Raw genomic sequence first — 24891 nt, 5'->3', positions numbered from 1 at the left:
CATGTCATGGCCGCGTCACTAACTTCTCACCGGGCGCACATCTGTGCGTCACACGGCAGCGCGAGCATTCCCTCGCTCGCCGGCCAACACCCCCCTCTCCCCAGGGAGTTCGCATGCCCAGGTTCTACGCGCGTCGACGACTGAGCGTCGCCGCGGCGGCCACCGCACTCATATCCTCCGTGGCCCTCTTCAACGCCCCCACGGCCTCCGCCGCCCTCCCCACCCCCGTGAGCGCCGCCACCGCCCGCACCTACCTCGCCTCGCTCACCGTCGCGACCGAGGACCGTACCGGCTACGACCGCGACCTCTTCCCGCACTGGATCACCCAGTCCGGCGCCTGCAACACGCGCGAGGTCGTCCTCAAGCGCGACGGCACGAACGTCCAGCAGGACTCCTCCTGCGCCGCCACCAGCGGCAGCTGGTACTCCGTCTACGACGGTGCGACCTGGACCGCCGCCTCCGACCTGGACATCGACCACCTGGTCCCGCTGGCCGAGGCCTGGGACTCCGGCGCCGACTCCTGGACGACGTCCCGCCGCCAGTCGTTCGCCAACGACCTCACCCGCCCGCAGCTCATCGCGGTCACCGACAACGTCAACCAGGCCAAGGGCGACCAGGACCCGGCCACGTGGATGCCGTCCCGGACGGCGTACCGCTGCACCTACGTCCGCGCGTGGGTGCAGGTGAAGTACTACTACGGCCTCTCCGTCGACTCGGCCGAGAAGTCCGCGCTGACGAACTACCTCGCGAGCTGCTGACACGCTGATTCGTGCCGGGACCTCCCCGCTGACCTCCGTCGCTGCGTACCGTACGGGGCGACGGAGAGGGGAACGACATGAGCGCACTGCGCCTCGGACCGCTGCTGAGGTACACCGACGGCTCGTCCGCCACCGTGTGGGTCGAGACGAGCCGTCCGTGCACCGCCGAGGTGCGCTGCGCCGACGGCGCCGGCGGCACGGCCCACAGCTTCCAGATCGCGGGCCACCACTACGCCCTGGTCCCGGTGACGGGCCTGACGGCCGGTACGACCACGACCTACGAGGTGCTCCTCGACGGCACCCGGGTGTGGCCGCTGCCCGGCTCCCCCTTCCCGCCCTCGGCGATCCACGCACCGGGCCCGGAGGGCGATTTCAACGTCGCCTTCGGCTCCTGCCGCTGGGCCTCACCGCCGGGCGGCGGCCACGACCCCGTCGGCCCGGACGCCCTGGACGCCCTCGCCACCCGCCTCGCCGCCGACCCCGAGGGCGAGCGGCCGCACGCGCTGCTGCTGCTCGGCGACCAGGTGTACGCCGACGAGACCTCCGACTCCACCCAGCGCTGGCTGGCGGGCCGCCGCGACCTGAAGGAAGGGCCGGGCACCGGGGTCGCGGACTACGAGGAGTACACCCACCTCTACTACGAGTCGTGGCTCGACCCGCGCATCCGGTGGCTGCTGTCCACCGTGCCCAGTTTCATGATCTTCGACGACCACGACGTGATCGACGACTGGAACACCTCCGCCTCCTGGCTCGAGGACATGCGCGCCACCGGCTGGTGGCAGGAGCGGCTGCTGAGCGGCCTGATGTCCTACTGGGTCCACCAGCACCTGGGCAACCTCTCCTTGGAGGAGCTGGCGGCCGACCCGGTGTACGAGGCGGTGTGCAAGGCTCCCGACGGCACCGAGGCACTGCGCGACTTCGCCGCCCGGGCCGACGCCGACGCGGCCACGGCCCGCTGGAGCTACCGGCGCGACTTCGGGCGGGTCCGTCTCGTGATGGTGGACAGCAGGGCCGCCCGGGTCCTCGCCGAGGACGAGCGCGCGATGCTCGACCCGGGCGAGGAGGCCTGGCTGCGCGAGCAGGTGCGGGACAGGTCCGCCTACGACCACCTCCTGATCGGCACCTCGCTGCCCTGGCTGCTGCCGCACCTGGTGCACGACGCCGAGGGGTGGAACGCGGCACTGTGCGGCGGCGAACGCGGCGAGCGCTGGGCGCGGTTCGGGGAGAAGGTCCGGCGCGCCGCCGACCTGGAGCACTGGTCGGCGTTCCCAGAGTCCTTCGCGGGGCTCGCGGAGCTGATCGCCGAGGCGGGCTCGGGCCGGGACGCCCCGGCGACGGTGTGCGTGCTGTCCGGGGACGTGCACCACGCCTACATCGCCGAACCCTCGTGGCCCGGCCGGGGCCCGGACGCCCGGGTGGTGCAACTCGTCTGCTCCCCCGTCCACAACTCGGTCCCCCTGTCGATGCGGCTGGCCTTCCGCATCGGCTGGAGCGCGCCGGCGCGGGGTGTCGGCCGCGGCCTCGCCCGGCACGGCCGTCTCCCGCAGCCACCGGTCGGCTGGCGCAAGACGGGCGGCCCGTGGTTCGGCAACCAGCTCATGACCCTGACCATGCGCGGCCGCTCCGCCCGCCTGCGACTGGAGCAGGCCAAGCCCCGCGAGGGGGCGGGCCCCCTCCTGACGACGCTGCTGGACTCGGAACTGGCGCCGTAACCCGGCGGCTCCGCCTGCCGGTTGTGCCGCAAACGGTGCCCACACCACCTGATGGCTCATCAATTAGTTGCACACACAAGGCAGTTAACGATCGACATGCCGACAGAAGGCACGCGCAGGACGGCCGCCGCGGGAGGCAGGCCGGGAGTGGATTCGGTCACTCTTTCGGGCGGGAACGCGGCGCCGAAATCCGCCCCACGTGCGGCTGCGCCAGGGATTGCGCCGCATCGGGAGGCAAAGCCGTGGCCAAATGTTGAACTTGCAAGCATCAATTAGGCGCACCTAACGTGGGCCACTCCGCGGTATCCGTCCCCGACCGGCCTCCCCAGGGCCGGCCAACCGAAGGAGAGACCCCCCACATGACCGCTCGCCTCAACGGCGCTCAGCCGTACGCGCTCGGACTGTTCCGGATCGTGGTCGGCCTGCTGTTCGCCTGCCACGGCGCCGTCGCACTCTTCGGCGTCCTCGGCGGCGCGGACGGCAAGGGCGGCACCGCCCCGACCGGCGCCTGGCCCAATTGGTACGCGGCCGTGATCGAACTCGTCGGCGGCGTCCTGGTGCTGCTGGGTCTCGGCACCCGCATCGCGGCGTTCATCTCCTCCGGCGCGATGGCGTACGCCTACTTCAAGGTGCACCAGCCCCAGGGGCTGTGGCCGATCGAGAACAGCGGCGAGGGCGCGGCCATGTACTGCTGGGCCATGTTCCTGCTGATCTTCACCGGTTCCGGCGCGTTCGGCCTGGACCGGCTGCTGTCCAAGCGCACCTCGGCGCAGGAGCGCTCCGCCGACCAGACCCCGGTGGCCGCCTGAACCGCCCGGCCCGTCGGACACCGCAGCGGCGCCTTCCTCCAGGGGAGGGCGCCGTTCTGTCCGCGGCCGTGACCGGTGCGCGAGGAACGCCACTCTCGCGGCACATCTCGGGAATTCGGGACAAGTCGCCGCGAGGTGAACAGTCCGCACCGAACGTATGAGCCCCCCGTGAACCGCCCGTCACACCCCCGGCGTACGCTGTATGGCTGTCATGGCCACTCCTGCCGTCCCCCGCGCCATCGCGGCACGGTCTGGCCCACGGGGGAGTCACGGGGAGTCGCGGTGCTGGAGCAAGTGGGGTTGCCGATCGGCAGTCCGTGGATCTACGCGGTGGTGGCCTTGTCCGTCCTGCTCGACGTGTTCCTGCCGGTGCTGCCCAGCGGCGTCCTGGTGATCACGGCGGCCACGGCGGCGGCAGCGGGCACCGCGACCGACGTACCCGACATCCTCGCCCTGACCCTCTGCGCGGCCACCGCCTCCGTCCTCGGGGACCTGGCCGCCTACCGCCTCGCCTGGCGCGGCGGCGCCCGGCTGGACCGGGCGATCTCCCGCTCCCGGCGGCTGACCACCGCACAGCAGCGTCTCGGCGCGGCGCTCGCCCGGGGCGGCGGCGCCCTCGTGGTCGTGGCCCGATTCGCTCCCGCCGGCCGCTCGGTGGTCTCCCTCGGCGCGGGCGCCGCCCACCACCGTGCCCGCGACTTCCTGCCCTGGTCGGCCCTGGCCGGGTTCACCTGGGCCGTGTACAGCGTCGCCCTCGGCTACTTCGGCGCCCACTGGCTGGGGGCGACCTGGCTGGCGACGGCGGTGTCGGTGGCGGCGCTGTTCGGCGCCGGGGCGGGGGCGGCGTACCTGATGCGGCGAGAGCCGCGGACCTCGTAGACCGGCTCCGGCTCACCACCACGACCACCACGACCGGGAAGCGGCTGAGACATTGACGACGACGGCGTCGCGGGAAGCCTCTCGCACAGGACGGATCGCCTCCGCCGCGAGGCGGCATCCACGGGCCGTGCTGTGGGCCGCGGCCGGCGCGCTCACCCTCGGCTTCCTCGTCGCGCTCCAGATCGCCGCGTACCGGCTCGGCATACCCGGGCCGATCACCACGCAGGCCCGCGAGGTGATCCACGCCCCCAAGTCCGGTTTCCTGCTGTACGCCAGCCTCGCCCTGACGATGGTGGTGCTCACCTGGCGGCAACGGCTCATCGCCCTCGGCACCGCGGTCGGCATCGACCTCGTGTTCCTGCTGGGGCGCTGGGCGACCGGCACCTACCCCGACGAAGGTCACCCGTTCGGCAACGGCGCGCTGTGGGTGATCCTGGGCTGCGGGATCATCGCCCTCACCCGCCGCACCGGCCCGGAACGCCTCCTGATGCTGAAGGGCGTGGGGCTCGGCCTGCTGCTGGTGACCGGCCGCAAGACCGGGGACACCTGGCTGCTGATCACGTCGAAGACCCGCCCGGTCGTACTCGACCCGTACGTCGCCATGGCCGATCACGCGCTGGGCAACCCGTCGTGGCTGGCGGGCCGGCTCCTCAGGGCGAGCGGCCCGGTCGGCGAGCACGCCCTCGACTACGTCTACGCCCAGCTCGCGGTGGCCGCGGTCTGCGTGGCGCTGTACCAGCTGCGCAACGTGGCGGCCGAGCAGCGCTTTCCGCGCCACCACCTGGTGCGGACCTTCCTGCTGATCGGCGTACTCGGACCGGCCGTCTACATGATCTACCCGGTGGTCGGGCCGATGTTCGCCTACGGCCCCGAGGGCGGGCACTGGGCGGTGGCCGACCTGTGGCCCGACACGCTGCCGCCGGTCACCACCCCGTACGCGGTGCCGTTCGACGGGATCACGCCGCGCAACTGCATGCCCAGCCTGCACACGGCGTGGGCCACGACGATCTTCATCCACTCCCGCCGGGGTCCGCGCGCCCTGCGTCTCGCCGGCACGTTCTGGCTGATCGCCACCCTGGCCGCGACGCTGGGGTTCGGCTGGCACTACGGGGTGGACCTCATCGCCGGCGTGGTGTTCGCGTACACGGTCGAGGCGGCGTTGCGCACGTACGACCGCGGCTGGGACCGGGCCGGTCTGCGGCTGGTCGGCCACGGGACGGTCGTCTTCGCTGTGCTGCTGGCGTCCTACCGCTTCCTGCCGATGGAGATGGCCGCGTACCCGTGGCTCTTCGCGCCCCTGCTCCTGCTGGCGATGGCCTCGGTGGTCCACGGCTACCAGCGGACGACGCGGCTGTGGGAGGCACAGGCCATCCCCGCGCCCCGCGCTGAGCCCCAGCCGGAACCGGCGGTCTGAGGCCCGGAGCCGGGGCCGGCCCGCACCGGGTCCAGCCGCGTCACCTTCCACGCCTCGGGTCCGGCGGGGCGCCTTCCGCCCCGGGCGTCGGCGCTAGCTCGCCTTCCGGGCGGCGCCCCGGACCTCGAGGCCGTCCAGCAACTCGGCCGTGGCCCGTGCGACGGCCTCCACGGCGCGGTCGAACACCTCCTGGTTGTGAGCGGCCGGGGCGCGGAACCCCGACACCTTCCGCACGTACTGCAGGGCGGCAGCGCGCACATCCTCCTCGGTCGCCTCCTCGGGCATCGCGGGCGGGCGCAGCGTCTTGATACTCCGGCACATGTCCTCCAGTCTCACCCCTTCGCCCCTCGTACGACAGCGATCCCTGTCATGATCGCTGCGAGGCGGCCACCGTCCCGGGGCCGACCGACGAGAGGAACTCCTCGTGGCGAACGAACTCACCGTGGCCGTCCTGGGCCCCGGCGGCGTGGGCGGCCTGCTCGCCGCCCTGCTCTCCCGCACCGGCCACCGCGTGATCTGCCTGTCCGGCGAGAAGACCGCCGAGATCCTGCGCACCGACGGCATCCGGGTCCGCAGCGCCGCGTTCGGCGACTTCACGGCCCGTGTGCAGGCGGACACCGAACTGCGGGAGCAGGTCGACGCGTGCCTGGTCACCGTCAAGCACACGGCCCTCGACGCCGCACTGGCGCGGATCCCCGCGCCGGTGCTGTCCGACGGCCTCCTCGTACCGTTCCTGAACGGTGTCGAACATCCGGCGGCCCTGCGCGCCCGGTACCGGCCCGACCGCGTGGCCCCGGCCGTGATCCGCGTCGAGTCGACCCGCGTCGCGCCGGGCGTGATCGAGCACGGCAGCCCCTTCGCCGAGATCGACCTGACCGGTGCGGACGTGCCCCGGGCCCGTCTCGAGGCCCTCGCCGGGGCCTTCGCCGAGGCCGGTCCGGCCACCCGCGTCCTGGAGGACGAGACGGCGGCCCTGTGGGCCAAGATGTCGTTCCTGGCGCCCTTCGCCCTGCTCACCACGCGTTACGGCCTCCCCCTCGGCGAGGTCCGTAGCCGCCACCGTGCGGAGCTGACCGCCCTGGTGGAGGAGACGGCCGCGATCAGCCGCGCGTGCGGCGGCCCGGCGGACCCGGCCCGGGCCCTCGCCCGCTACGACGCCTTCCCGCCCGCGACGAAGTCCTCGATGCAGCGCGACGCCGAGGCGGGCCATCCCCTCGAACTGGACGCCATCGGCGGTGCGTTGCTCCGCGCGGCCGAGCGGCACGGGATTCCGGCTCCGGTGACGGCACGGGTGGTGAGCGAGGTGCGCCCGTTCGCATGAACCCCAGGAAGGAACTCGCCGCCAAATTCGAACATGCGTATCATTGAGGCGTGGCTGCGACCTACGACTTTCCGAGTGACCTCCTGGCCGGTCAGGAGGAACTCCATCAGGTCCGGGCCGAGCTGTCGGCCCTGCTGAAGCGGCTCCCGTGGTCGGTGGAGCCACTGGACGGCTTCAGTGACGACAACGGCTGGCGCAAGGTGGAACGGCCCGCCTCCCCCGGCTGGAGCGCCGACGAACAGGCCGAGGTGGAGAAGCTCCGGCAGCGGGAGCACGAGCTCGCGGTGTTCGTCAGCACCCACCGCTACTGGTCCGAACTCGCCGGTCCCGAGCGGGTGGCGGCCCGCTCGGATCTGAAGCACGCGCACGAGGCACCGCCGGAGGAGACCGGCGGAGCCTCGTGACAAGCCCCGGCTGCCGGATCAGCCCTGGGTCCCGCTCCTGCTCCCGCTCTTGCCGAGGAGCTTGTTCATCTCGGCGATCTCGGCGTTCTGGGCGGTGACGATGTCCTCGGCCATGCGCTTGGCCTGGCCGTAGCGGCCCTGGCCCTGCTCGGTCCGGGCCATCTCCACGGCCCCTTCGTGGTGCTCGACCATCAGCGTCAGGAACTGCACGTCGAACGCCTTGCCCGTCAGCTTCGCCAGGGCGTCCATGTCCTCGGCGCCCATCATGCCGGGCATGCCGGAGTGGCCCGACGCGGAGTGGTCCATGCCGCCGCCGGAGGAGGCGGGGACGTCCTCGCCCCAGCTCTTCAGCCAGCCGGTCATGGTCCGGATCTCCGGATCCTGCGCCTTCTCGATCCGCCCGGCGAGGTCCTTGACCGTGTCCGAGGAGGCCCGGTCACCGGCCAGCCGCGCCATCTCCAGCGCCTGCCGGTGATGCGGGATCATGCCCTGCGCGAAGGCGACGTCCTGGGCGTTGTGGGTGCCGGCGGGCGAGGGGGTCGTGGCGGGGCTGTGGCTTCCGGCGTCACCGTGACCGGCACCACCGGCGGCGCTGTCGGCACCGTCGCCGCCACAGGCCGCGAGCACGACGGCCGCGGTTCCCGTCGCCACCACGAGGGCGGCGCGGCGCGCCAGGGTACGAATGCTGATGCTCATGCGTGAACTCCTGCTTCTGCAAGGAACTGAGGGTTGCGGACACGACGGAGGCATCACGCCGCCACCGGTCGGCACCGGCCGGCGTGACGCGCCGTCTCTAGATCCGCAGAAGCTGAAGCTCGGAGAGCGAAGGCGGGGCCCGGGCACCCTCCGTATCCACGACGGCATACGCCCGAACGGCGCTCTCCCGCACGGCGCCGGGAACCGGGTCCGGGAGGAGCGGAGGCAGCACCGGTCCGCCGCTGACGGCACCCGACGCACAGGTCGCGTCGGCGTGCTGGACGTGCCCGCCACCGCAGTGCGCGTAGGGCACGGCCTGCGTCCGCACCATGAGGGCGTCCATGTGCTGCCCATGCGCGGCCCCGGGCAGCCCCCCGCCGGGCGCCAGCCCGTGCATGCCCAGCAACCCCGCCAACAGCCCCAGCACGCCCAGCACATGCCACGGCCTCAGAACGAGTCGCGGAGCACGCTGACGGGGGCTGTTCACAGGCTCATCGTAGGGACGGCCCCGGCCCGGCACCGAACCGGGGTGGACGTGCGTACGGCTCTCCTGCGTCCGTGTGGGAGGCAGTACCCCCATCAGGTGAACCCGTTGAGCCTTCTACAACCGCGCGGCTCCGCCGGTGGGTCCTACCCACGACACGAATGATCCCGAGGGGGACCCATGAGCCAGCAGTACCCGCAGCCGCCCCACCCGCAGCAGCCCCACTACGGCGCCCCCGCGCCCCAGCCGCCGAAGAAACACGGCATCGGCAGGATCGCGGGCCTGGGCTGCGCGGGCGTCCTCGCCCTCTTCATCATCGCCGCGGTCGTCGCGGGCGGAGGGGGCGACAGCGGCGACACCTCGAACAAGGACAGGGCCGTCGCCGCCGACGGCGAGCCGGGCGACGACAGCCCCAAGAAGGCCGGGACGGCCGAAGACAAGTCCCAGGCCGAGCAGTTCCGCAGCTGCGTCGCCGAGGACGGCACGGACACGGAGAAGGCCGCGGTCGAACACGTCACGAAGGTGACCGGCGCGGACAAGCGCAACGACATCCTCGACGCGGCGGAGGTCTTCACCGACTTCAGCGGCGGACTGATGGGCCCCCACCAGGGCGAGGGCAAACTCATCGCCTCCGCGTTCACCTCCTGCTACGAGTCGAAGAACGGCCTCGTCACGGTGTACGACAAGGACGGCGAACTCCTCGCCAACGCGAACTACTGACCCCGGGCGCGGGCACGGAGTCGGCCAAGGCCCCCCGGGAACATTCCTGGGGGGCCTTGGCCGTGGAACTCGGTGTGGTGGGCGCGGACGGTTTCGAACCGCCGACATCCTGCTTGTAAGGCAGGCGCTCTACCCCTGAGCTACGCACCCGGATCCCGGGCCACGCCCAGGACGAGTCGACAGCCTACATGGCCCAGGGCACAGTCCCGCAAACCCGTATCGCGGGGCCGCGAGCCGTTGTCATGTCCGTGCACCGCAGTGGGAGCAGCGCTCATGTGGTGTCCGTCCGGACCGGCGGCGGCAAAGTGACGGTCCGCACGGCGAACTGAACGGCCCGTGTGTTCGTCTTCAACCGGTGGGAGAATGACACCGGGCAGGGCGGACCACAGCACGGGAGAGGGATGTGACGGCGACACCAGGACAGCCGGACTCGCCGTCGGTGCCGCGTGCACACCGCCCGCGCCGCCCCGCCGCCTCCCGCACCCCGGGCCGTCCGCTCCGGGACGCGCTCACCCTGATGGCGTTGCCGCTGGTGGCCGCGCTGGCGCTGCCGGCCGCCTTCGCGGGCGGGGGCACCCGGCGCTGGTTCGGCGGCCGGGCCGAGAACCAGCGGGCCGAGGCCCAGGCGGCGAAAGACGCCGCCGCGGCCGCGTTCTACGAGCTCGACACCGCCCAGCGCGACCTGCGCATCTCGATCGAGACGATCACCGCCGTCGACGACTCGCCCGCCGCGCGTCGTGCCGTCGCCGACTTCGACGCCCTCGGCCACCGCATCGACGAGGTCAGCCACCGCTACATCAACGCCGTCGACGCCCACGACCTCGACCGCGACGACCTGGAGGCGTCCGCCGCCTCCCGCGCCCGCGCCGAGCTGACCGCCGCCAAGGAGGAACTCGGCCGGGTCAAGCAGGAGCTGGACCGCTTCACCGACGGCCTCGGTCCCCTGCTCGGCAAGGCCGAGACGCAGCTGGCCCGCCTCGCCCCCGCGGTCGAGCGCGCCCGCCAGGCCCTGCTCGCCGCCTCCAACGCCCTCGACTCCGTCCGGGCGTCCGGCCTGAAGGCGGACGACCTCGCCGCCCGGCTCGCCGCTCTCTCCCCGGAGCTGACCAGGCTGAACCAGGGCGCCGGACAGCACGGCGTCCCGCAGACCCTGGAGCGGGCCGAGCGGGTCAGCCGTGAGGCGGAGGCGGTCCGTGTGGAGGCCGAGCGGCTGCCGGACCGCGCCGCGGAGATCGACCACCGCCTGGTCTCCCTGCGCACCCGCGCCCAGGCCCTCACCACCCGCTCCGAGCAGGTCGAACCGACCCTGAGCGAGCTGCGCCGCCGCTTCACCGCGGCCTGCTGGCAGGACCTGCAGCACGTCCCCGACGCCGCCGCCGAGAACGTCCGCCGGGCCGAGGCCAAGCTGGCCGAGGCCCACACCGCCCGCGGTGAACAGCGCTGGGCCGACGCGACGGCCCTGCTGTCGACGGTGCGAGCTCTCCTGAACAGCACCGACGAGGCGGTCTCGGCCGCCGGCGACCGGCTGCACCGCCTGAACACCGTGCAGAAGGACCCCCAGCAGGAGATCGACCGCACGCGCTTCGCCATCCGTGACGCCCAGCGCCTCGCCATGGCCGGGCGCAACACCCCCGACCCGCGGCACGCCCGCCCCCTGGACGACGCCGTGGCCCGCCTGGACCGTGCCGTCGCCGGCCTGGAGGGCCGCCACCCCGACTACTGGCACTTCCTCACGGAGACGGAAGCGGTCCGCCGGGCCGTGGCCCACGTGGTCTCCACGATCCGCGAGGAGCGAGGGGCCGGACACTGAGCCCGGCCCCGCCCGTTCTCAGGTGCGGTAGGCGTAGTAGTACGCGTTCGGGTACGACGCGACGAGGCTCGCCACCGACCTGCGCAGGGTGTTGTTGGAGTGGTAGGTCACGTACGGCACACCGCCGCTCTTGTACGTGACGATCATCGTGTGGTCCTTGGACCCGTCGCGGTCGAAGTCCATCTGGAGGACGTCCCCGACCTCGAGCTGGAAGACGTTGGCGAGCGGCGTGGTCCGCTTGGAGTTCTGGGCGAACCAGGACCATTCATTGACGCCGACGAAGGAGTCGGACTGGATGTCTGCGTTGCCGAACCACTTGGTGTAGTCGTACACGTAGCCGGGGGCGTGCTTCCAGCCGCCCGCCTTCAGGGACTGGCTGACGAAGTTGGTGCAGTCGCCGCCGGCGCCGTGGCCGCTGAAGTCCGGGTAGTCCTTGTTGTAGACGTTCCAGTACTTCTCGGCGTAGGCCGCCATGGCCTTGTAGTCGTACGTCGTGGCGGTCTTGGGGGCGGGGGCCGGGTTGCGGGTGATCGCCGCGCGCGGTGCGTTCGGCGTGGTGTTGTCCGCGGCGGTGGCCGGCTTGACGGGGGCCGGCTTGGACAGCGTGTTCACCGCGAGACCGCCCTGGTCGGTGTCGCGGATGCGGGTCAGCCGCCAGTCGCCCTGCCGGTCGGCCTTGAAGGTCAGCTCGTGCCGGGCCTGGAATCCGGTGGTCCTGGGGGCGTTCCCACGGGCTCCGGCGTAGGTCAGGGTCGTGGTCTCGGTGACCTCCGCCTTGGCCGTGCGGCCCGTCACCCGCGTCGCGTCCAGCGTGACCGTGGTGCTGGCCTTGCCGTACGTCTCGCCGGCCTTCGCCAGCTTCTGCCGTCGCTGCCCGAGCTCGGACAGGGTGGCGTCCTCGGTGCGGGCCGTGCCGGTGGACAGGGCGACATCGCCGGAGAAGCCGTCGGTCAGCGGCTTGCCGGTGTCGGCCCGTCCGCCGGCGACCAGGGCGTTGGTGCGGTCGGTGAAGACGGCGTCCGCCAGTCGCTGGAAGGTGGCCTTGGTCCGCGCGTCCACCGTCGGGTCGTCGACGACCGTCGCGCCCGCGCTCCAGTTGGGCAGCAGGGCGACTCCGGCGACGACCGAGGTCGCCGCGGCCCCGACTATCGTGACGCGGCGTCGCGTTCCGCTCAATTTCCGTGATTTCACTGGTGTTTCCCCTCTAGCCCCGGCCAAAGGGTTGCCGGGGTACGAGATCTTCGCATGGAGTGTGTGGCTGCTGTGAAGGGTGTTGCGGCCGTTACTTTGGCGTGATCACTTCACGACCGTCGACCATTCGGGCGACTGCGCCGGGTCCAGGCCGCGCAGCCGTTGCAGGGTCGCGGGCTTCTGTGCGTCGAGCCAGTCGGCCAGTTCCCGGAAGGACACGCACTTGACGTCCTTCTTGGTGCACATCTCCTTGATGACCCGGTCGACGGCCCGCATGTATATGCCGCCGTTCCAGTCCTCGAAGTGGTTGCCGATGAACAGCGGGGCCCGGCTGCCGTAGTACACGCGGTTGAAGCCGGACATGTAGGAGGCGACGGTCTGTTCCTCCCACTCGGGGTACTTCGCCGGGTCGCCCTCGGTCTCCCCCTCGGACTGGTTGTAGAGGAAGTTGAAGTCCATCGAGAGGCCCTGGTACTTGCCGCCCTCGTACGGGAGCATCTGCAGCGGGAAGTCCCAGATGCCGTTCTTCTTGACGGGCCATATCTGGAAGTCGCCCGCGGAGCTGGCGTCGTAGCGCCACTTGTAGTGCTCGGCGGCCGTCAGCAGGTTCTTCTGGCCCTCCAGGCAGGGCGCGCGGCCGCCCGTGACCTCCTTCCTGACGTCGAACGGCAGGGGTTCGAGGTCGCGGAAGCCGGTGTTGGTCTTCCACTTCTCGGTGAAGGCGTAGAACTGGTCGATCTCGCTCTTCCACTCCTCGACGCTCCAGTCGCCGCCGCCCTTCTTGCCGCAGAAGTGGCCGTTGAAGTGGGTGCCTATCTCGTTCCCGCCCTGCCACGCCTTGCCGAGCTGCTCCAGCGTGGTGCGTATGTGCTCGTCGGTGGCGAAGCTGATGGCCGCGGATCCCTTGGCGTGCCGGGGCGGGGAGTAGAGCTCCTTCTTGGCCTTGGGCAGCAGATAGATGCCGGTGAGGAAGAAGGTCATGTGGGCGTCGTACTCGTCGGCCAGCTCCCGGTAGTGCGAGAAGAGCCCGTCGTCGCCCTGCAGCGCGCCGTCCCAGGAGAAGACCACGAACTGGGGAGGCTTCTCACCCGGCTTGAGCGGTACCGGCTTCAACTGCCCCTTCTGCGGACCGGTGTAGGAGGTCGAGCCGTCCCCGAGGACCTTCGTCCTGCCGTCCCACCGGGGCTCCTTGTCCCGCTTCGGAGGGCTGTCCTTGCGGGCGCCGGAGGAGGCGGTCGGGGTGGTGGAGTCCGAGCGGGTCAGCACCAGATAGCCGCCGATCAGGGACGCCACGACGAGGAGGGCCGCCAGGGTCAGCACCCCCGGGCGCGTGGCGCGGCGGGGTGCGCGGGGTCGGCGGCGGCGACCGGACGGCTGCTGTTTCATGCGCGGCTCATTCTGCGAGGGGGGACGGGGAGGTCGGAAGGTGCCCGGGCTCGGGTCAGCCGATGCCTCGGGCACCGGACCAGATGCGGTACGGGACGCTGTCGCCGGGGGTGCCCGCGATCCCGTCCAGGGGCAGGGGTTCGAGGCTCTTGGTGAGGTCGATGCGGTAGGCCACCACGGCCGTCGACACGGAGTTGGCCGTGCCGACGTACCAGGCGGCGGTGTCGTCCTGCGTGGTGCCCGCCTTGCCGGCGACCACGGCGGTCGTGGCCGCCCCCGGGCGGGCGGTGCGGAAGGCGTCCCGCAGCGCGGACTGGACCGCCTCGGCGACGGACGCCTTCACCGCACGGCGGGACGGGGGCTTCGTCAGCGCCACCTCGGAGCCGTTGCGGGTGATCCGGGCCACCGAGTACGGCTCGACGTGCTTGCCTGCGGCGGCGAACGTGGCGTAGCCGCTGGCCATGCGGATCGCGCTGGGCGTGGCACTGCCCAGGGACATCGCGGGGACCTGCGGGCCGAAGCTGGAGGGGAGCAGGCCCGCCCGCTGGGCGGTCGCCCGCACCGTGTCCAGGCCGGTGTCCATGCCGAGCTGCATGAACGGTGTGTTCACCGACAGCGCGAGCGCCCGGCCGAGGGCGATCTGCCCATAGGACTTCCCGCCGTCGTTGCGGGAGGTGACCTGCTTGCCGCCGCGGTCCCAGTAGGGGCCCTCGGGTGTCCGCACGGCGATGCCGTCGTCCCCGTCGTAGAGCGTCTGCGGGGTGACCTCGGTCGCGGCGCCGTCGCGGGTCTTGTGCACGCCGTTCTCCAGGGCGGCGGCGTAGACGAACGGCTGGAAGGCCGAACCGGCGGGGACGGTGGTCGCGTTCGACTCGTTGTAGCCCTGCTCACGGTGGTCCGGGCCGCCGTGGACGGCGAGTATGCGTCCGTCGGCGGCCACCGACGAGGCGCCGAAGTGCAGGGCCTTCGCCTTGCCCGGGTGGTCCTTGCGCGCCCGCTTGCGGGCCTCGTCCACGGCGTCGGTGAGCGCGGTCTCCTGCTTGCGGTCGAAGGTCGTGTAGATCTGGTAGCCGCCGAGGTCGAACTCCCTGGCCGTCAGGTGCGCCGCCTTCTTGGCGTACTGGGCGGCCAGTTCCACCAGGTAGTCGCTCTGCTTGCCGGTGTCGTAGCCGGGCGTCCGCTTCAGCGGCTCGGGGAACTCCTTGTACCGGGCGCGCTCGGCCTTCGACAGCGCGCCGGTGTCGACCATGCGGTCGAGGATCCAGGACCAGCGCTCCACCGCCCGGTCGTGGTTGGCCTGGCTCACGGACGGGTCGTAGAGCGAGGCGCCCTTGAGGAGCGAGGCGAGGAAGGCGGCCTCGCCTGCGTCGAGTTCGCCGACGTCCTTGCCGTAGTAGGCCTGGGCGGCGCGCTGGATGCCGTAGGTGCCGCGGCCGAACCAGCTGGTGTTGAGGTAGCCCTCGAGGATGTCGTCCTTGCTCATCTCGTTGTCGAGCTTGAGGGCGAGCATCGCCTCGGTGAACTTGCGGCCGACCGAGCGGTCCTGGTTGAGGTAGACGTTCTTGACGTACTGCTGGGTGATGGTGGAGCCGCCCTGGGTCTCCCCCTGGCCGAGGGTGCGCCACAGGGCGCGGGTGAGGCCGCTGAAGGATATGCCGGGGTCGCTGTAGAAGCTCGCGTTCTCCGCCGCCAGCACCGCGCCGCGCACGTCCTCGGGTATGTCCTTCAGCGGCATCGCCTGCCGCCGCACCCAGCCGGTGCGGGCCATGGGCGTCCCGTCGGACCAGAAGTAGACGTTGTCCTGCTGGGTGGCGTAGGTGTTGAGGTTGTCCGGTATGTCGGTGGCGGCGTAGGCGGAGCCCAGGAGGACGACGGTCAGGCCGGTGAGTGTCGCCGCGGCACCGAGCCATTGCCGCCAGGAGGGCGCCCAGCGCCGCCAGCCGGTGCGGTCGGCGTGCGGGTAGCGCGGCCGGAGGCGGCGGGCCTCTGCCGCGAGGCGGGCGGCGAGCCGGGTCAGCCCCGGGGCCGTGGCGGTGAGCCGGGACAGGGGGGAGGGCCGGGGGGCTCTGCGCCGTCGGCGCGATCTGTCCGGTGCGCTCCCGTCCTTCGCCGCGTCGGACGCCGTGTCCGCCTTGCCGGTCGCAGCCTCCCCGACGACCCGCAACGCCATGGTCTCGTCCACGTGCACGGAGTCGGGGACCTTCAACTGCATGGTCTCGTCCGGTTCCCGCCCAGCCTTCGACACGGCTGCGTCTCCCTCCCCGCTTACGGTGGTGCTCGCGCGGAAGGGCTTGGCTGCAGTGGTCGACGGCAGCGATCCCTCGTCATCCCCCGCCTGTACGGCTCTTCGCGCGTTCGAAAGTTATCAGCGGCCTTTACATGTCCTCCACACCGGTACGGCAACAATGGCCGGATGGATTTGCGAAAGGCGGCATTTACCTCGGCGCGGATTAATCTGTCCTCATGCCTCGCTACGAGTACCGCTGCCGCACCTGCGGCGACACCTTCGAACTGAGCCGCCCCATGGCCGAGTCCTCCGAGCCGGCGGCCTGCCCGTCGGGTCACGACGACACCGTCAAGCTGCTCTCCACCGTCGCGGTCGGCGGCTCCGCCGCGGCCCCGGCGCCCCGCTCGGGCGGCGGCTGCTGCGGAGGCGGCTGCTGCGGCTGACGCGGCTGCCCGTTTTCCTCAGGATCTCTTCAGCTTCGGTTCCCTAGCGTGGCGGCATGAGAGCCATCGCAGCGGACGCCGGGCCGCAGTGGGTCAACGACCTGATGGACGCGCTGGGCGCGCCGGGTGCCGGTCTCGCCATCGCCCTGGAGAACCTGTTCCCGCCGCTGCCCAGCGAGGTGATCCTGCCGCTCGCCGGGTTCGCGGCGAGCAGCGGCCGGATGAGCCTGCTCGCCGTGCTGCTCTGGACGACGGCCGGCTCGGTGATCGGCGCGCTCGCGCTGTACGGCGTCGGCGCGCTGCTCGGCCGTGACCGGACCGTGGCGATCGCGGCCCGGCTGCCGCTGGTGAAGGTCTCCGACATCGAGAAGACCGAGGCCTGGTTCCTGAAGCACGGCACCAAGGCCGTGTTCTTCGGCCGGATGATCCCGATCTTCCGCAGCCTGATCTCCGTGCCCGCGGGCGTCGAACGCATGCGCCTGCCGGTGTTCCTGGGCCTGACGACCCTGGGCAGCGCGATCTGGAACACGGCGTTCGTCCTCGCGGGCTACTTCCTCGGCGCGAACTGGCACCAGGTCTCGGACATCGTGTCCGCCTACTCGAAGGTGGTCCTGGCCGTGGTGGCCGTGGCGCTGGCGGTGTTCATCGGCATACGGCTCCTACGACGCCCCAAGCAAACACGCCCTCAAGGGGCGCGGGGAACTGCGCGACAAGCCACCACGCAGCCGCACCCGCACCACGACCAGGACACCCGAACGCTCAGGCGCCCGCAACTGCCCCCAGAAACTCCCGCAGGATCCGCTCCCCGGCGAGAACGCCCCGCTCGGGAAGCACCTTGATCGACGGAGCCGTGAACCCGCTGTCGGCCAGCTCCCCGTGCCCCGGCCGCCAGCCCCGGTCCGCCGCGAGGAGCAGGTCGGTGTCGAGCAGGGAGTCACCCGCGGCGAGAGTGAGATCGGCCCCGGTCCGCCGGGCGACCTCCCGCATCGCCGCACTCTTGGTGAGCGGCTTCGGCACGGCGTAGATCTTGCGGCCCTGGAGGGACACGGTCCAGCCGAGGTTCTCCGCCCACACCGCGAGTTCCTTCACCCAGTCCTCGTGCAGCAGTTCCCGCTCGACGACGAGGTAGGCGAAGAGGTCGTCCGCGACCCGGTGCTTGCGCACCCAGACCGGGTCGGCGGTCCGCAGCAGATGCTCCTGGACCTCGGCCAGGGGTGCGCACTGGTCGGCCAGCCGTGCGGTGACCTGCGCGTGCCAGTCGGGGTCGGAGACGCCGTCCACCAGGAGGTGGCCGCCGTTCGCGCAGATCGCGTACGTGGGCGCGGGGCCCGGCAGGTTGATGCGCAGGTACTGCTTGCGCGTGCGCGTGGTCGTCGGCACGAACACGGCCGCGTCACCCAGGTCGGTGAGGAGCCGGGCCGCCGTCTCCGTCATGTACGACAGCGGCTTGCTCTCGTGCACCTCGACGCACAGCAGCCGGGGCGCCCGCGCGTCCGGCATGGTCAGCGCCAGGGCAGCGGCGGAGTAGATGAGGGTGCGGTCGAGGTCGCTGGCGACGAGCGCGGGCATCAGAGGGTCACCGCCTTGCCGTCGGCGCCGGTCGCGCCCCGGGTGTACTTGGGGTGGATCAACCCGACGCAGGTGTAGGGCAGCCGGTCGACCTCCTCGACGGGCACCCCGCGCTGCTCGGCCAGCAGGCGCACGTGGTCGAGGTCGCTGCCCGCCCCGGCCCGGGCCAGGACCTTCCAGGGCACGCGGCGCAGCAGGACCCGGGTGGTCTCGCCGACGCCGGGCTTGACGAGGTTCACGTCGTGGATGCCGTACTCCTCGCTGATGCGCTCGACGGCGGCCCAGCCCTCCCAGGTGGGCGAGCGGTCGGTCGCGAGCAGTTCCTTGGCCTGGGCGCAGGCCGCGTCGGCGACCTCCGGGAAGCGGGCGCAGACGGCGTCCAGGAAGGCCACCGAGACGTCATCGGCGGCGAGTTCGCGGTAGAACTTCGCACCGTGGAAGTCGTGCGGGCCGACCAGGTCCGCGCGCAGCACGGTCCGCGAGATCAGGCCGGAGACGGTGGAGTTGAGGCAGGCGGAGGGGATGAGGAAGTCCTCGCGGGTGCCGTAGGTGCGGACGCAGGAGCCCGGGTCGGCCAGGACCGCGATCTCGGAACTGAAGCCGCCGATGCCGTCGGACTTCTCGAACTCCTCCAGGGCCTCGGCGAGTTCACGGGTGATGGCGCCCTTGCCGGTCCAGCCGTCCACGAAGACGACGTCCCGGGGGTCGTGGTGCTCGGCGAGCCAGCGCAGGGCGTTGGCGTCGATGCCCCGGCCGCGGACGATCGACACGGCGTAGTGCGGCAGGTCGAGGCCGTGCCGGTGCTGCGCCCAGCGGCGCATGAGGATGCCGACGGGCGTGCCGGCACGCGCCAGGGAGACCAGGACGGGACGCGGGGACCGTTCCGCGAGGACCGTCTCGGTGACGACACCGACCGCCCGTGCGATCCGGGCCGCCGAGTCGTCCAGGGCGGCGTGGAACAGCGCCTGGTACTGCTCGCTCGGCTGGTACTCCACGGGCAGCGACTCCGCGTAGTGCGCGCCGCCGCTCTGGATCGCCTCCTCGCGCTCCTCGGTCGGCGCCTCCAGCGTCACGTCCGAGAGGTCCTGGAGCAGCCAGCCGACCTCCTCGGGCGCGTACGAGGAGAAGTCGGGGCCGCGCAGGGGCTCGGGCAGCATGGAGGGCCTTTCGGGGGCGTACGACGGTATGACGGCGAGGAGGACGCGCGGCGTGTGCGCGGCCAGGCGGGCCAGCAGACCGTCGGGCGCGTGCAGTGCGGGCGTGTCCGCGGCCGAGTCGACGACGGCGACCACGGCGTCGAAACCGGCGCCCGCGACGTTGTAGGCGTACCGCTCGCCGGGGCCGTCGGCGGGGTCGTCGTGGGCGGGGAAGGCGAGGCGGGTGCGTATCGCGTAGCCGGGGTCGTCGACGGCTAGGACGGGTGAGCGGGTGGTGGTGGAGTAGCGGACCTCCAGGCCGGTGTCGCGCTCCAGCTCGCGGGCGAGCCTCAGCGGCGCGTACATCAGCTCCTCGAAGCCGAGGATGTGTACGCGGCGGGCGTTGTGAGGCAGAGCGTGCGCCAGGCGGCGGGCCATCGACGGGAGGGCGGCCTCCAGACGCTGCCGATGCGCGGGGGTGAAGCCGTGGCGCCCGCCGTCCGGCAGGTCGTGGGGCCAGTGCAGGTTGATGCGGGTGGCGTGGGGGCTGGTGCGGTCGTCGTCCGAGTGCGGGCCGGTGGGGGCTGTTCTCGCAGTTCCCCGCGCCCCTGGAAGGGACGTCTCGGCCCCGCCCTCAAGGGGCGCGGGGAACTGCGCGACCGGCCACGACGCACCCGCAGACGACGACTCACCGGTCGCCGCACTCTCCGCCTCGTACCGCGCCACCAGCTCCTGCCCCTTCTCCAGCACCCCCTCGGGCAGCCTCACGGTCCCCGAAGCCGCCGTGACCAGGTCGACCCGGGCTCCGATCTCCTCGGCGAACTCCGCGAGGCGCCCCGCATCCGCGGGTGACCGCATGTCCACCAGCGCCACCACGACGTACCGCCGCCGCGGATACCGCCCATGAAGATCACGGACGGTGTTCAGCACCGTGTTGCCCGTGGAGAACTCGTCGTCGACCAGCACCAGCGGCCCGTCACCGGCCAGCAGGGCGGGGTCCTCGGGCAGGAGCAGGTGCGAGGTCGCGTGGGAGTGGGACTCCTCGAACCCGCCGGCCGGGTCGAGACCGGCGACCGGTCGGCGGGTGGAGTGCAGGTAGCGGGCCACGCCCAGCCCGTCGGCGACGCAGTGGCCGAGGCCGGTCGCGGTCTCCGCGTAGCCGAGGACGACGGCTCTGCGGGCCTCGTCGTCCCCCAGCAGCTCACGCACCCGGCGCCCGAGCTCCCACCCGTAGCCGTACACGACGGACGGCGACTGCGGCACGTGCTTGCCCAGCACGTTCGACACCAGCAGGTGGGCCCGCTTGGGGTTGCGGCGCAGGGCCAGCCCCAGCAGGCCGGTCAGCCCGTCGTCGCCGACGAGCTTGACGCCGAGCCGCTCGGCGACCCAGTCGCCGGACCAGACGCCGTCGGCCACGCCGGCCGGCCCGGTCGCCGCATCGGCGCGCACCTCGGGGTGCTCACCCTCGTTCACTGCCTTCTCCGCCTTCTCCGCCTTCTCCATGAACCCTTCGAATTCCTCGGCAGCCGTACGGTCAGCCTGGCAGGCCGGCGGCCAGCAGTTCCACGAAGCCGATGTCCTGGTTCGCGACGCCGAAAACCTCGGCCCGCAGCAGGGTCCGCTCGGCCCAGGCCCGATGCGGCTTCACCTCGTTCATCTTGTTCGTGTACGCCGATCTCAGCACACCCCCGCCCCCGCGCTCGGGGCGCAGGATGTCCTGGGCGTCCGAGAACTCCTCGTGGCTGACGACCGACAGGGCGTGCACCGGCAGCACGTGCGAGGGGTGGATGCAGGTCTTGCCCACGAGGCCGTTGGCCTGGTCCAGGGAGATCTCCCTCAGCAGGCCGTCCATGGCGTGCTCGATCAGCTTCTCGCGCAGTTCCGCGGCCTGCACCTCCAGGAAGGGGCTCTGCCGCAGCAGCGGTTTGAACATGCGCTCCTGGACCCTGAAGTACTCCCACACCGGCCCCGTCACGGTGAATCCGGTGCCGTCGGCGCGGCCCAGCATGTTCACCACGTCGGCGATCACGGAGGCGACGATCTGCACGTCGTAGGCCGTCATGTCGGGGCCTCTGCGCAGCCCGTAGGAGGAGCAGAAGTCCGTCACGCCGAGGCGCAGGGCGAGGACGCGGTCGCGGTACTTGTCGACCGCTCGGGAGATGCCCTCCAGGGTCTCCACCCGCGACTCACGGTAGAGCAGCTCCGGGGACTCCAGCACAGGCATGGCGAAAAGGCGACGGCCGCTTTCGGCCTCGGCGGTCGAGAGGGCTTCGAGGAAGGGGATGCCGCGTTCCTCGGTGAACTTGGGCAGGACGAATCCGGACAGCTGGCGGACGGCGGGGCCGAGCCGTCGGACCAGGTCGGGTATCTGCTCGGGGGCGCGGACCCGGATGAACAGCAGCGGCAGGTCGGCGTCGGGGAGGTCGTCGAGGGCCGTGAGCTGGCGGACGAGGTTCTCCTCGCCGGGGCCGACGTCCGCGTCGCCGATCGAGTCCTCCAGGCACAGCACCATCGAGACCACACCGCGCCCGGCCTGCTTGAGGACGTCGTCGGCGAGGCGCGGCCGGGTGGCCGGGCTGTACAGCGTGGCGCCCAGGGCGGCCGCGAGCAGGCGAGCCGGGGAGTCCGGGGTGAACGCGCAGGGCTCGCGGAAGAAGAGACGCCTCCGCACCTCAGGGGCGATATGCCCGAAATGACGCATGGAACTCCCCCGTGGTGTTGGTGCGACCTGTGAATCGACGAAAGGTGGCCGGTAATAGTACGTAGAAGTCCATGTCGGAGGTTCCCATCAGGCATGAATTTCAGGTAACGCGGGCAATCACAGCCAGGCCGGGCCAAGACGACGGTAGTCCGCCGTGGCCGTCGGCGCCGCTCGTGACAGCGGCCCCCCGCGTTGTCGTGAGCAGGACCGAGAAGGCAGGATGACCGCATGACGCACGCGATGCTGAAGGGGTCGAACGTCCCGCTGGAAGCCACCACGGTGCGCGCCGTGCTGCGCTGGACACCCGGGCAGGGGGTTCCGGACGTCGACGCCTCCGCGCTGCTCCTCGGCCCCGACGGTCGTGTGCGCTCCGACGAGGACTTCGTCTTCTACAACCAGCCCCGGCACCCGGCCGGAAAGGTGTGGCGGCTCGGCAAGAAGCGCGCCGCCGAGGGCCTGACCGACACGATCCAGACGGAACTGACCGGTGTCGAGTCCGAGGTCAGCCGGATCCTGCTGGTCGCATCGGCGGACGGCATGACGTTCGACCGCGTACAGGCACTGCGCATCCTGCTGTACGACGCGGCGGGCACCGACACCGAGGCGCTGGCGTACTTCGACGTCAAGCCGGAGACGGGCGAGGAGACCGCGCTGATCTGCGGCGAGCTGTACCGGCGCGGCGAGGGCTGGAAGTTCCGGGCACTGGGCGAGGGCTACTCGAACGGGCTGAAGGGCCTCGCGACCGACTTCGGCATCTCGGTGGACGAGTCGGAGGCGGCGGAGGAGCCGACCACGACGGTCCCCGCGCCGCCCACCACGAACACGCCCGCACAGCCGACGGCCGGCGGCCCGGCGCAGCAGGCCCCCGAGGTCTCTCTGCCGCTGCCCCCGGAGCAGCCGAACGCGGTGCCCACGCAGCCCGGCTACGGCTATCCGCAGCAGCCGCCGACGACACAGCCGGCCTACGGCTACCCCCAGCCCACGAGCCGCCCCGCGTACGGGTACCCCCCGGCGCCGGCCACGGCGGGCGCGGCGGGGGCGCAGAGCGGCTACGGCTACCCGCCGCCGGCCACCGCGACTCCCGACCCGGACTTCCGGCTGCCCCCACAGGGCCCGCAGTTCATCGGACGCTAGCCGGAGCCCGCCCCGGCGTCCGCCGGGGCGGGGTGGTCAGCGGTCGACCTTCGTCTTGTAGCCCCGCCCCCACTGCAGTCCCCACCCGTACAGCCGGTCCAGCTCGGCCTGGAAGCCGTAGACGAACTTGGCCTCGCGGCGCACGACGATCTCGTTCTTCACCTTCTCGATCATGACGACGGCGCAGGAGCGGGCCTGCGGCTGGCGTTCGTCGAGGTGGATCTCGATCCGCGGGCCACTGCTCGGATAGAGCGTGACGCTGGCGTGCGTGCGGTCGAAGGCGGGTGTCTGGTCGTAGATGTAGACGAAGACCAGGAGCCGCTTGATGTTGTCGCGGTGGTCCAGGTTGATGTACATCGTCTCGCCGGAGCCGGAGCCGAACCGGTCGTCGCCGCTGAGCTTGACGTACGGCGGGGCGTTGACCTCGCCGTAGTAGCCGCCGAGGGGCTGGACGACGCCCTTGGTGCCGTCCTGGAGTTCGTAGAGGCAACCGAGGTCGAGGTCGACGTTGACCATGCTCTGGCTGTGGCCGACGACCTCGGGGGGCTTGAGGGCCCGGAAGGGGTGGCGCAGCAGGCTCTCGCGCTGGGAGCCGCCGATGTCGGACGTGCGCATCCGCCAGCTGAGGTTGACCCGCAGGTGACCGTTGGCCGCGCCCTGCTTGGTGAGTGATATCTGCGCCCGCCGCCTGGTCAGCTCGATCGCGTTGGTCGACGCGTCGCCCGAGTCGAACTGCACCTCGCCGCGCCGGAGTCCGTCGAACAGGCCCATTCCGCCCCCCACGTTTCACTCGGAGACCGCAGGTCACCGCCGTACCCACGGCCCATGAAGACCGACGGGGCGGCCGCCGAGGAGTCCTCGGTGGCCGCCCCGCACAGAGCGTTCCTCACCCGCAGGGGTGTCACACCCCGGACGAGACCTCAGTCTTCTCGTCCGAGCCTGCCTTTCCCTCGGCCGCCGCCAGCGCCTTGTTGCGGCGGACGGAGGACCAGAAGGAGGCGGCGATCAGGACGACGCCGATGAGGCCGGTGATGATCTCGTTGATCTGGTACTGGATGGTGACCAGCAGGAGCACGGCGAGGGCGCCGATGGCGTAGTGCGCGCCGTGCTCCAGGTAGACGTAGTCGTCGAGGGTGCCCTGGCGGACCAGGTAGACCGTCAGCGACCGGACGTACATGGCGCCGATACCGAGGCCGAGGGCCATCAGGACGATGTCGTTGGTGATGGCGAAGGCGCCGATCACGCCGTCGAAGGAGAAGGACGCGTCCAGGACCTCGAGGTAGAGGAACATGAAGAAGGCGGCCTTGCCGGCCAGCTGGACCGCCGAGCGGGGCTTGCCGGTGCGCTCGGCCTCCTCCTCGGCCTCGTGCTCGCGCTCCTCCTCCTCTTCGAGCTTGTCCTCGAAGTAGCCGGAGAGACCGCCGACGATCATGTACGTGATCAGACCGGCGATACCGGCGAGCAGGACGGTCTCCGCCTTGTCGACGTGGGTGCCGCCGTGCTGGTGGGCGTGGGTGGCGACGGTCATCGACGCGATCAGCAGGACGATCAGCGCGATGCAGACCGACAGCATGTCGACCTTGCCGAGCTTGGCCAGCGGGCGCTCCAGCCAGCCGAGCCACTTGATGTCCCGGTCCTCGAAGATGAAGTCCAGGAAGATCATCAGCAGGAACATGCCACCGAAGGCTGCGATCGACGGGTGGGCGTCGGTCACCAGCTGCTGGTAGCGGTCCTTGTCGTTGAGGGCGAGCTCGACGGCCTTGATCGGGCCCAGCTGGGCGCTGATGGCGACGATCACGACGGGGAAGACCAGTCGCATGCCGAAGACGGCGATCAGGATGCCGATGGTGAGGAAGATCTTCTGCCAGAAGGCATTCATCTTCTTCAGGATCCCGGCGTTGACCACCGCGTTGTCGAAGGACAGCGAGATCTCGAGGACGGAGAGGATCGCGACGATGCCGAGCGCGGTCCACCCGCCGAACAGGACCGCCGCGACCAGGCCGAGCGCGGTGACCGCGAACGACCACCCGAAGGTTTTCAGAACCACTGGCTACCCAATCGTGTGTGTACGGGGCTCCCCCGCGCCGTACCCGGCTT

At 71.5% G+C, this 24891-nt stretch carries 23 protein-coding genes and 1 tRNA gene; 12 read left to right on the top strand and 12 right to left on the bottom strand.

Annotation, left to right across the window (positions count from 1 at the left end; translation table 11 throughout):
* Window positions 1–113 precede the first annotated feature (113 nt).
* The 5 genes from ACIQU3_RS27490 (at window position 114) to ACIQU3_RS27470 (ending at window position 5572) form a co-directional block, all read left to right on the top strand.
* The gene (locus ACIQU3_RS27490) at window positions 114–758 is read left to right on the top strand and encodes an HNH endonuclease family protein (RefSeq protein WP_403731747.1); all 645 of its coding nucleotides are present in this window, start codon (window positions 114–116) and stop codon (window positions 756–758) included.
* Between the two features lie 77 nt (window positions 759–835).
* Window positions 836–2470: an alkaline phosphatase D family protein gene (locus ACIQU3_RS27485; protein WP_403731744.1), complete on the top strand. Its 1635-nt coding sequence runs from the start codon at window positions 836–838 to the stop codon at window positions 2468–2470.
* A 359-nt stretch (window positions 2471–2829) separates the two neighbouring features.
* The gene (locus tag ACIQU3_RS27480; protein WP_403731740.1) at window positions 2830–3279 is read left to right on the top strand and encodes a DoxX family protein; all 450 of its coding nucleotides are present in this window, start codon (window positions 2830–2832) and stop codon (window positions 3277–3279) included.
* A gap of 282 nt (window positions 3280–3561) precedes the next feature.
* Complete coding sequence (locus ACIQU3_RS27475; RefSeq protein ID WP_403731737.1) at window positions 3562–4158, top strand: DedA family protein; 597 nt, start codon at window positions 3562–3564, stop codon at window positions 4156–4158.
* Window positions 4159–4285: 127 nt separating this feature from the next.
* Window positions 4286–5572, top strand: a complete 1287-nt coding sequence (locus ACIQU3_RS27470) for a phosphatase PAP2 family protein (RefSeq protein ID WP_403731734.1) — start codon at window positions 4286–4288, stop codon at window positions 5570–5572.
* 93 nt (window positions 5573–5665) lie between these two features.
* Here the strand turns inward: ACIQU3_RS27470 and ACIQU3_RS27465 are convergent, their stop codons facing one another.
* The gene (locus tag ACIQU3_RS27465; RefSeq protein WP_403731731.1) at window positions 5666–5893 is read right to left on the bottom strand and encodes a DUF2277 domain-containing protein; all 228 of its coding nucleotides are present in this window, start codon (window positions 5891–5893) and stop codon (window positions 5666–5668) included.
* A gap of 103 nt (window positions 5894–5996) precedes the next feature.
* On the opposite strand from ACIQU3_RS27465, the gene ACIQU3_RS27460 reads away from it, so the two are divergent.
* Window positions 5997–6893 (top strand): ketopantoate reductase family protein, encoded by an 897-nt coding sequence (locus tag ACIQU3_RS27460; protein WP_403928191.1) that lies wholly within the window; start codon window positions 5997–5999, stop codon window positions 6891–6893.
* Between the two features lie 50 nt (window positions 6894–6943).
* Window positions 6944–7297: a hypothetical protein gene (locus ACIQU3_RS27455; RefSeq protein ID WP_366715699.1), complete on the top strand. Its 354-nt coding sequence runs from the start codon at window positions 6944–6946 to the stop codon at window positions 7295–7297.
* 18 nt (window positions 7298–7315) lie between these two features.
* Here the strand turns inward: ACIQU3_RS27455 and ACIQU3_RS27450 are convergent, their stop codons facing one another.
* Together ACIQU3_RS27450 and ACIQU3_RS27445 are read right to left on the bottom strand one after the other, a co-directional pair.
* Entirely contained in the window at window positions 7316–7993 is a 678-nt protein-coding gene (locus ACIQU3_RS27450) for a DUF305 domain-containing protein (RefSeq protein WP_403928189.1), read from the bottom strand.
* 97 nt (window positions 7994–8090) lie between these two features.
* Window positions 8091–8480, bottom strand: coding sequence for a DUF6153 family protein (locus ACIQU3_RS27445; RefSeq protein ID WP_403731718.1), 390 nt, complete (start codon window positions 8478–8480; stop codon window positions 8091–8093).
* A 177-nt stretch (window positions 8481–8657) separates the two neighbouring features.
* Here ACIQU3_RS27445 and ACIQU3_RS27440 point away from each other — a divergent pair, with 177 nt between their 5' ends.
* Window positions 8658–9197, top strand: coding sequence for a hypothetical protein (locus ACIQU3_RS27440; protein ID WP_403928187.1), 540 nt, complete (start codon window positions 8658–8660; stop codon window positions 9195–9197).
* 75 nt (window positions 9198–9272) lie between these two features.
* Here the strand turns inward: ACIQU3_RS27440 and ACIQU3_RS27435 are convergent.
* Window positions 9273–9347: transfer RNA gene (locus tag ACIQU3_RS27435), tRNA-Val, on the bottom strand.
* Between the two features lie 253 nt (window positions 9348–9600).
* Between ACIQU3_RS27435 and ACIQU3_RS27430 the strand changes: the two genes are divergently transcribed.
* Complete coding sequence (locus tag ACIQU3_RS27430; protein WP_403731708.1) at window positions 9601–11007, top strand: hypothetical protein; 1407 nt, start codon at window positions 9601–9603, stop codon at window positions 11005–11007.
* Window positions 11008–11025: 18 nt separating this feature from the next.
* On the opposite strand, the gene ACIQU3_RS27425 is transcribed toward ACIQU3_RS27430, so the two are convergent.
* The 3 genes from ACIQU3_RS27425 to ACIQU3_RS27415 form a co-directional block, all read right to left on the bottom strand.
* Window positions 11026–12183 carry an amidase domain-containing protein gene (locus tag ACIQU3_RS27425; protein ID WP_403928184.1) on the bottom strand — a complete coding sequence of 386 codons (1158 nt, stop codon included), beginning with the start codon at window positions 12181–12183 and terminating at the stop codon, window positions 11026–11028.
* Between the two features lie 120 nt (window positions 12184–12303).
* Entirely contained in the window at window positions 12304–13584 is a 1281-nt protein-coding gene (locus ACIQU3_RS27420; RefSeq protein WP_403731703.1) for a hypothetical protein, read from the bottom strand.
* Between the two features lie 55 nt (window positions 13585–13639).
* Window positions 13640–15796 (bottom strand): transglycosylase domain-containing protein, encoded by a 2157-nt coding sequence (locus ACIQU3_RS27415; RefSeq protein WP_403928330.1) that lies wholly within the window; start codon window positions 15794–15796, stop codon window positions 13640–13642.
* A 251-nt stretch (window positions 15797–16047) separates the two neighbouring features.
* Between ACIQU3_RS27415 and ACIQU3_RS27410 the strand changes: the two genes are divergently transcribed.
* Both ACIQU3_RS27410 and ACIQU3_RS27405 read left to right on the top strand, forming a co-directional pair.
* Window positions 16048–16254, top strand: coding sequence for a zinc ribbon domain-containing protein (locus ACIQU3_RS27410; protein WP_385659078.1), 207 nt, complete (start codon window positions 16048–16050; stop codon window positions 16252–16254).
* A gap of 56 nt (window positions 16255–16310) precedes the next feature.
* Window positions 16311–17093 (top strand): DedA family protein, encoded by a 783-nt coding sequence (locus ACIQU3_RS27405; RefSeq protein WP_403731697.1) that lies wholly within the window; start codon window positions 16311–16313, stop codon window positions 17091–17093.
* Here ACIQU3_RS27405 and ACIQU3_RS27400 read toward each other — a convergent pair.
* Genes ACIQU3_RS27400 through ACIQU3_RS27390 form a run of 3 tightly spaced genes read right to left on the bottom strand, consistent with a single transcriptional unit; the run spans window position 17014 to window position 21660 of the window.
* Window positions 17014–17823: an HAD family hydrolase gene (locus ACIQU3_RS27400; RefSeq protein WP_403731694.1), complete on the bottom strand. Its 810-nt coding sequence runs from the start codon at window positions 17821–17823 to the stop codon at window positions 17014–17016. The genes ACIQU3_RS27405 and ACIQU3_RS27400 overlap by 80 nt on opposite strands.
* Entirely contained in the window at window positions 17823–20462 is a 2640-nt protein-coding gene (locus ACIQU3_RS27395) for a phosphoribosyltransferase (RefSeq protein WP_403928181.1), read from the bottom strand. Before ACIQU3_RS27395 ends, ACIQU3_RS27400 begins: the two co-directional genes overlap by 1 nt.
* Window positions 20463–20493: 31 nt before the next feature.
* Window positions 20494–21660: an HpcH/HpaI aldolase/citrate lyase family protein gene (locus ACIQU3_RS27390; RefSeq protein WP_403731687.1), complete on the bottom strand. Its 1167-nt coding sequence runs from the start codon at window positions 21658–21660 to the stop codon at window positions 20494–20496.
* Between the two features lie 228 nt (window positions 21661–21888).
* On the opposite strand from ACIQU3_RS27390, the gene ACIQU3_RS27385 reads away from it, so the two are divergent.
* The gene (locus ACIQU3_RS27385; protein WP_403731684.1) at window positions 21889–22794 is read left to right on the top strand and encodes a TerD family protein; all 906 of its coding nucleotides are present in this window, start codon (window positions 21889–21891) and stop codon (window positions 22792–22794) included.
* 36 nt (window positions 22795–22830) lie between these two features.
* Here ACIQU3_RS27385 and ACIQU3_RS27380 read toward each other — a convergent pair whose 3' ends face one another.
* Window positions 22831–23565, bottom strand: a complete 735-nt coding sequence (locus ACIQU3_RS27380; protein WP_403731681.1) for a Tellurium resistance — start codon at window positions 23563–23565, stop codon at window positions 22831–22833.
* Between the two features lie 130 nt (window positions 23566–23695).
* The gene (locus tag ACIQU3_RS27375) at window positions 23696–24841 is read right to left on the bottom strand and encodes a DUF475 domain-containing protein (RefSeq protein ID WP_403731675.1); all 1146 of its coding nucleotides are present in this window, start codon (window positions 24839–24841) and stop codon (window positions 23696–23698) included.
* Between the last annotated feature and the right edge of the window lie 50 nt (window positions 24842–24891).

The sequence above is a fragment of the Streptomyces sp. NPDC101110 genome, from assembly GCF_044759525.1.
Lineage (GTDB): Bacteria > Actinomycetota > Actinomycetes > Streptomycetales > Streptomycetaceae > Streptomyces.
The sequence above is the reverse complement of the archived record's forward strand: the minus strand, read 5'-3'. Positions and strand labels throughout refer to the sequence as shown.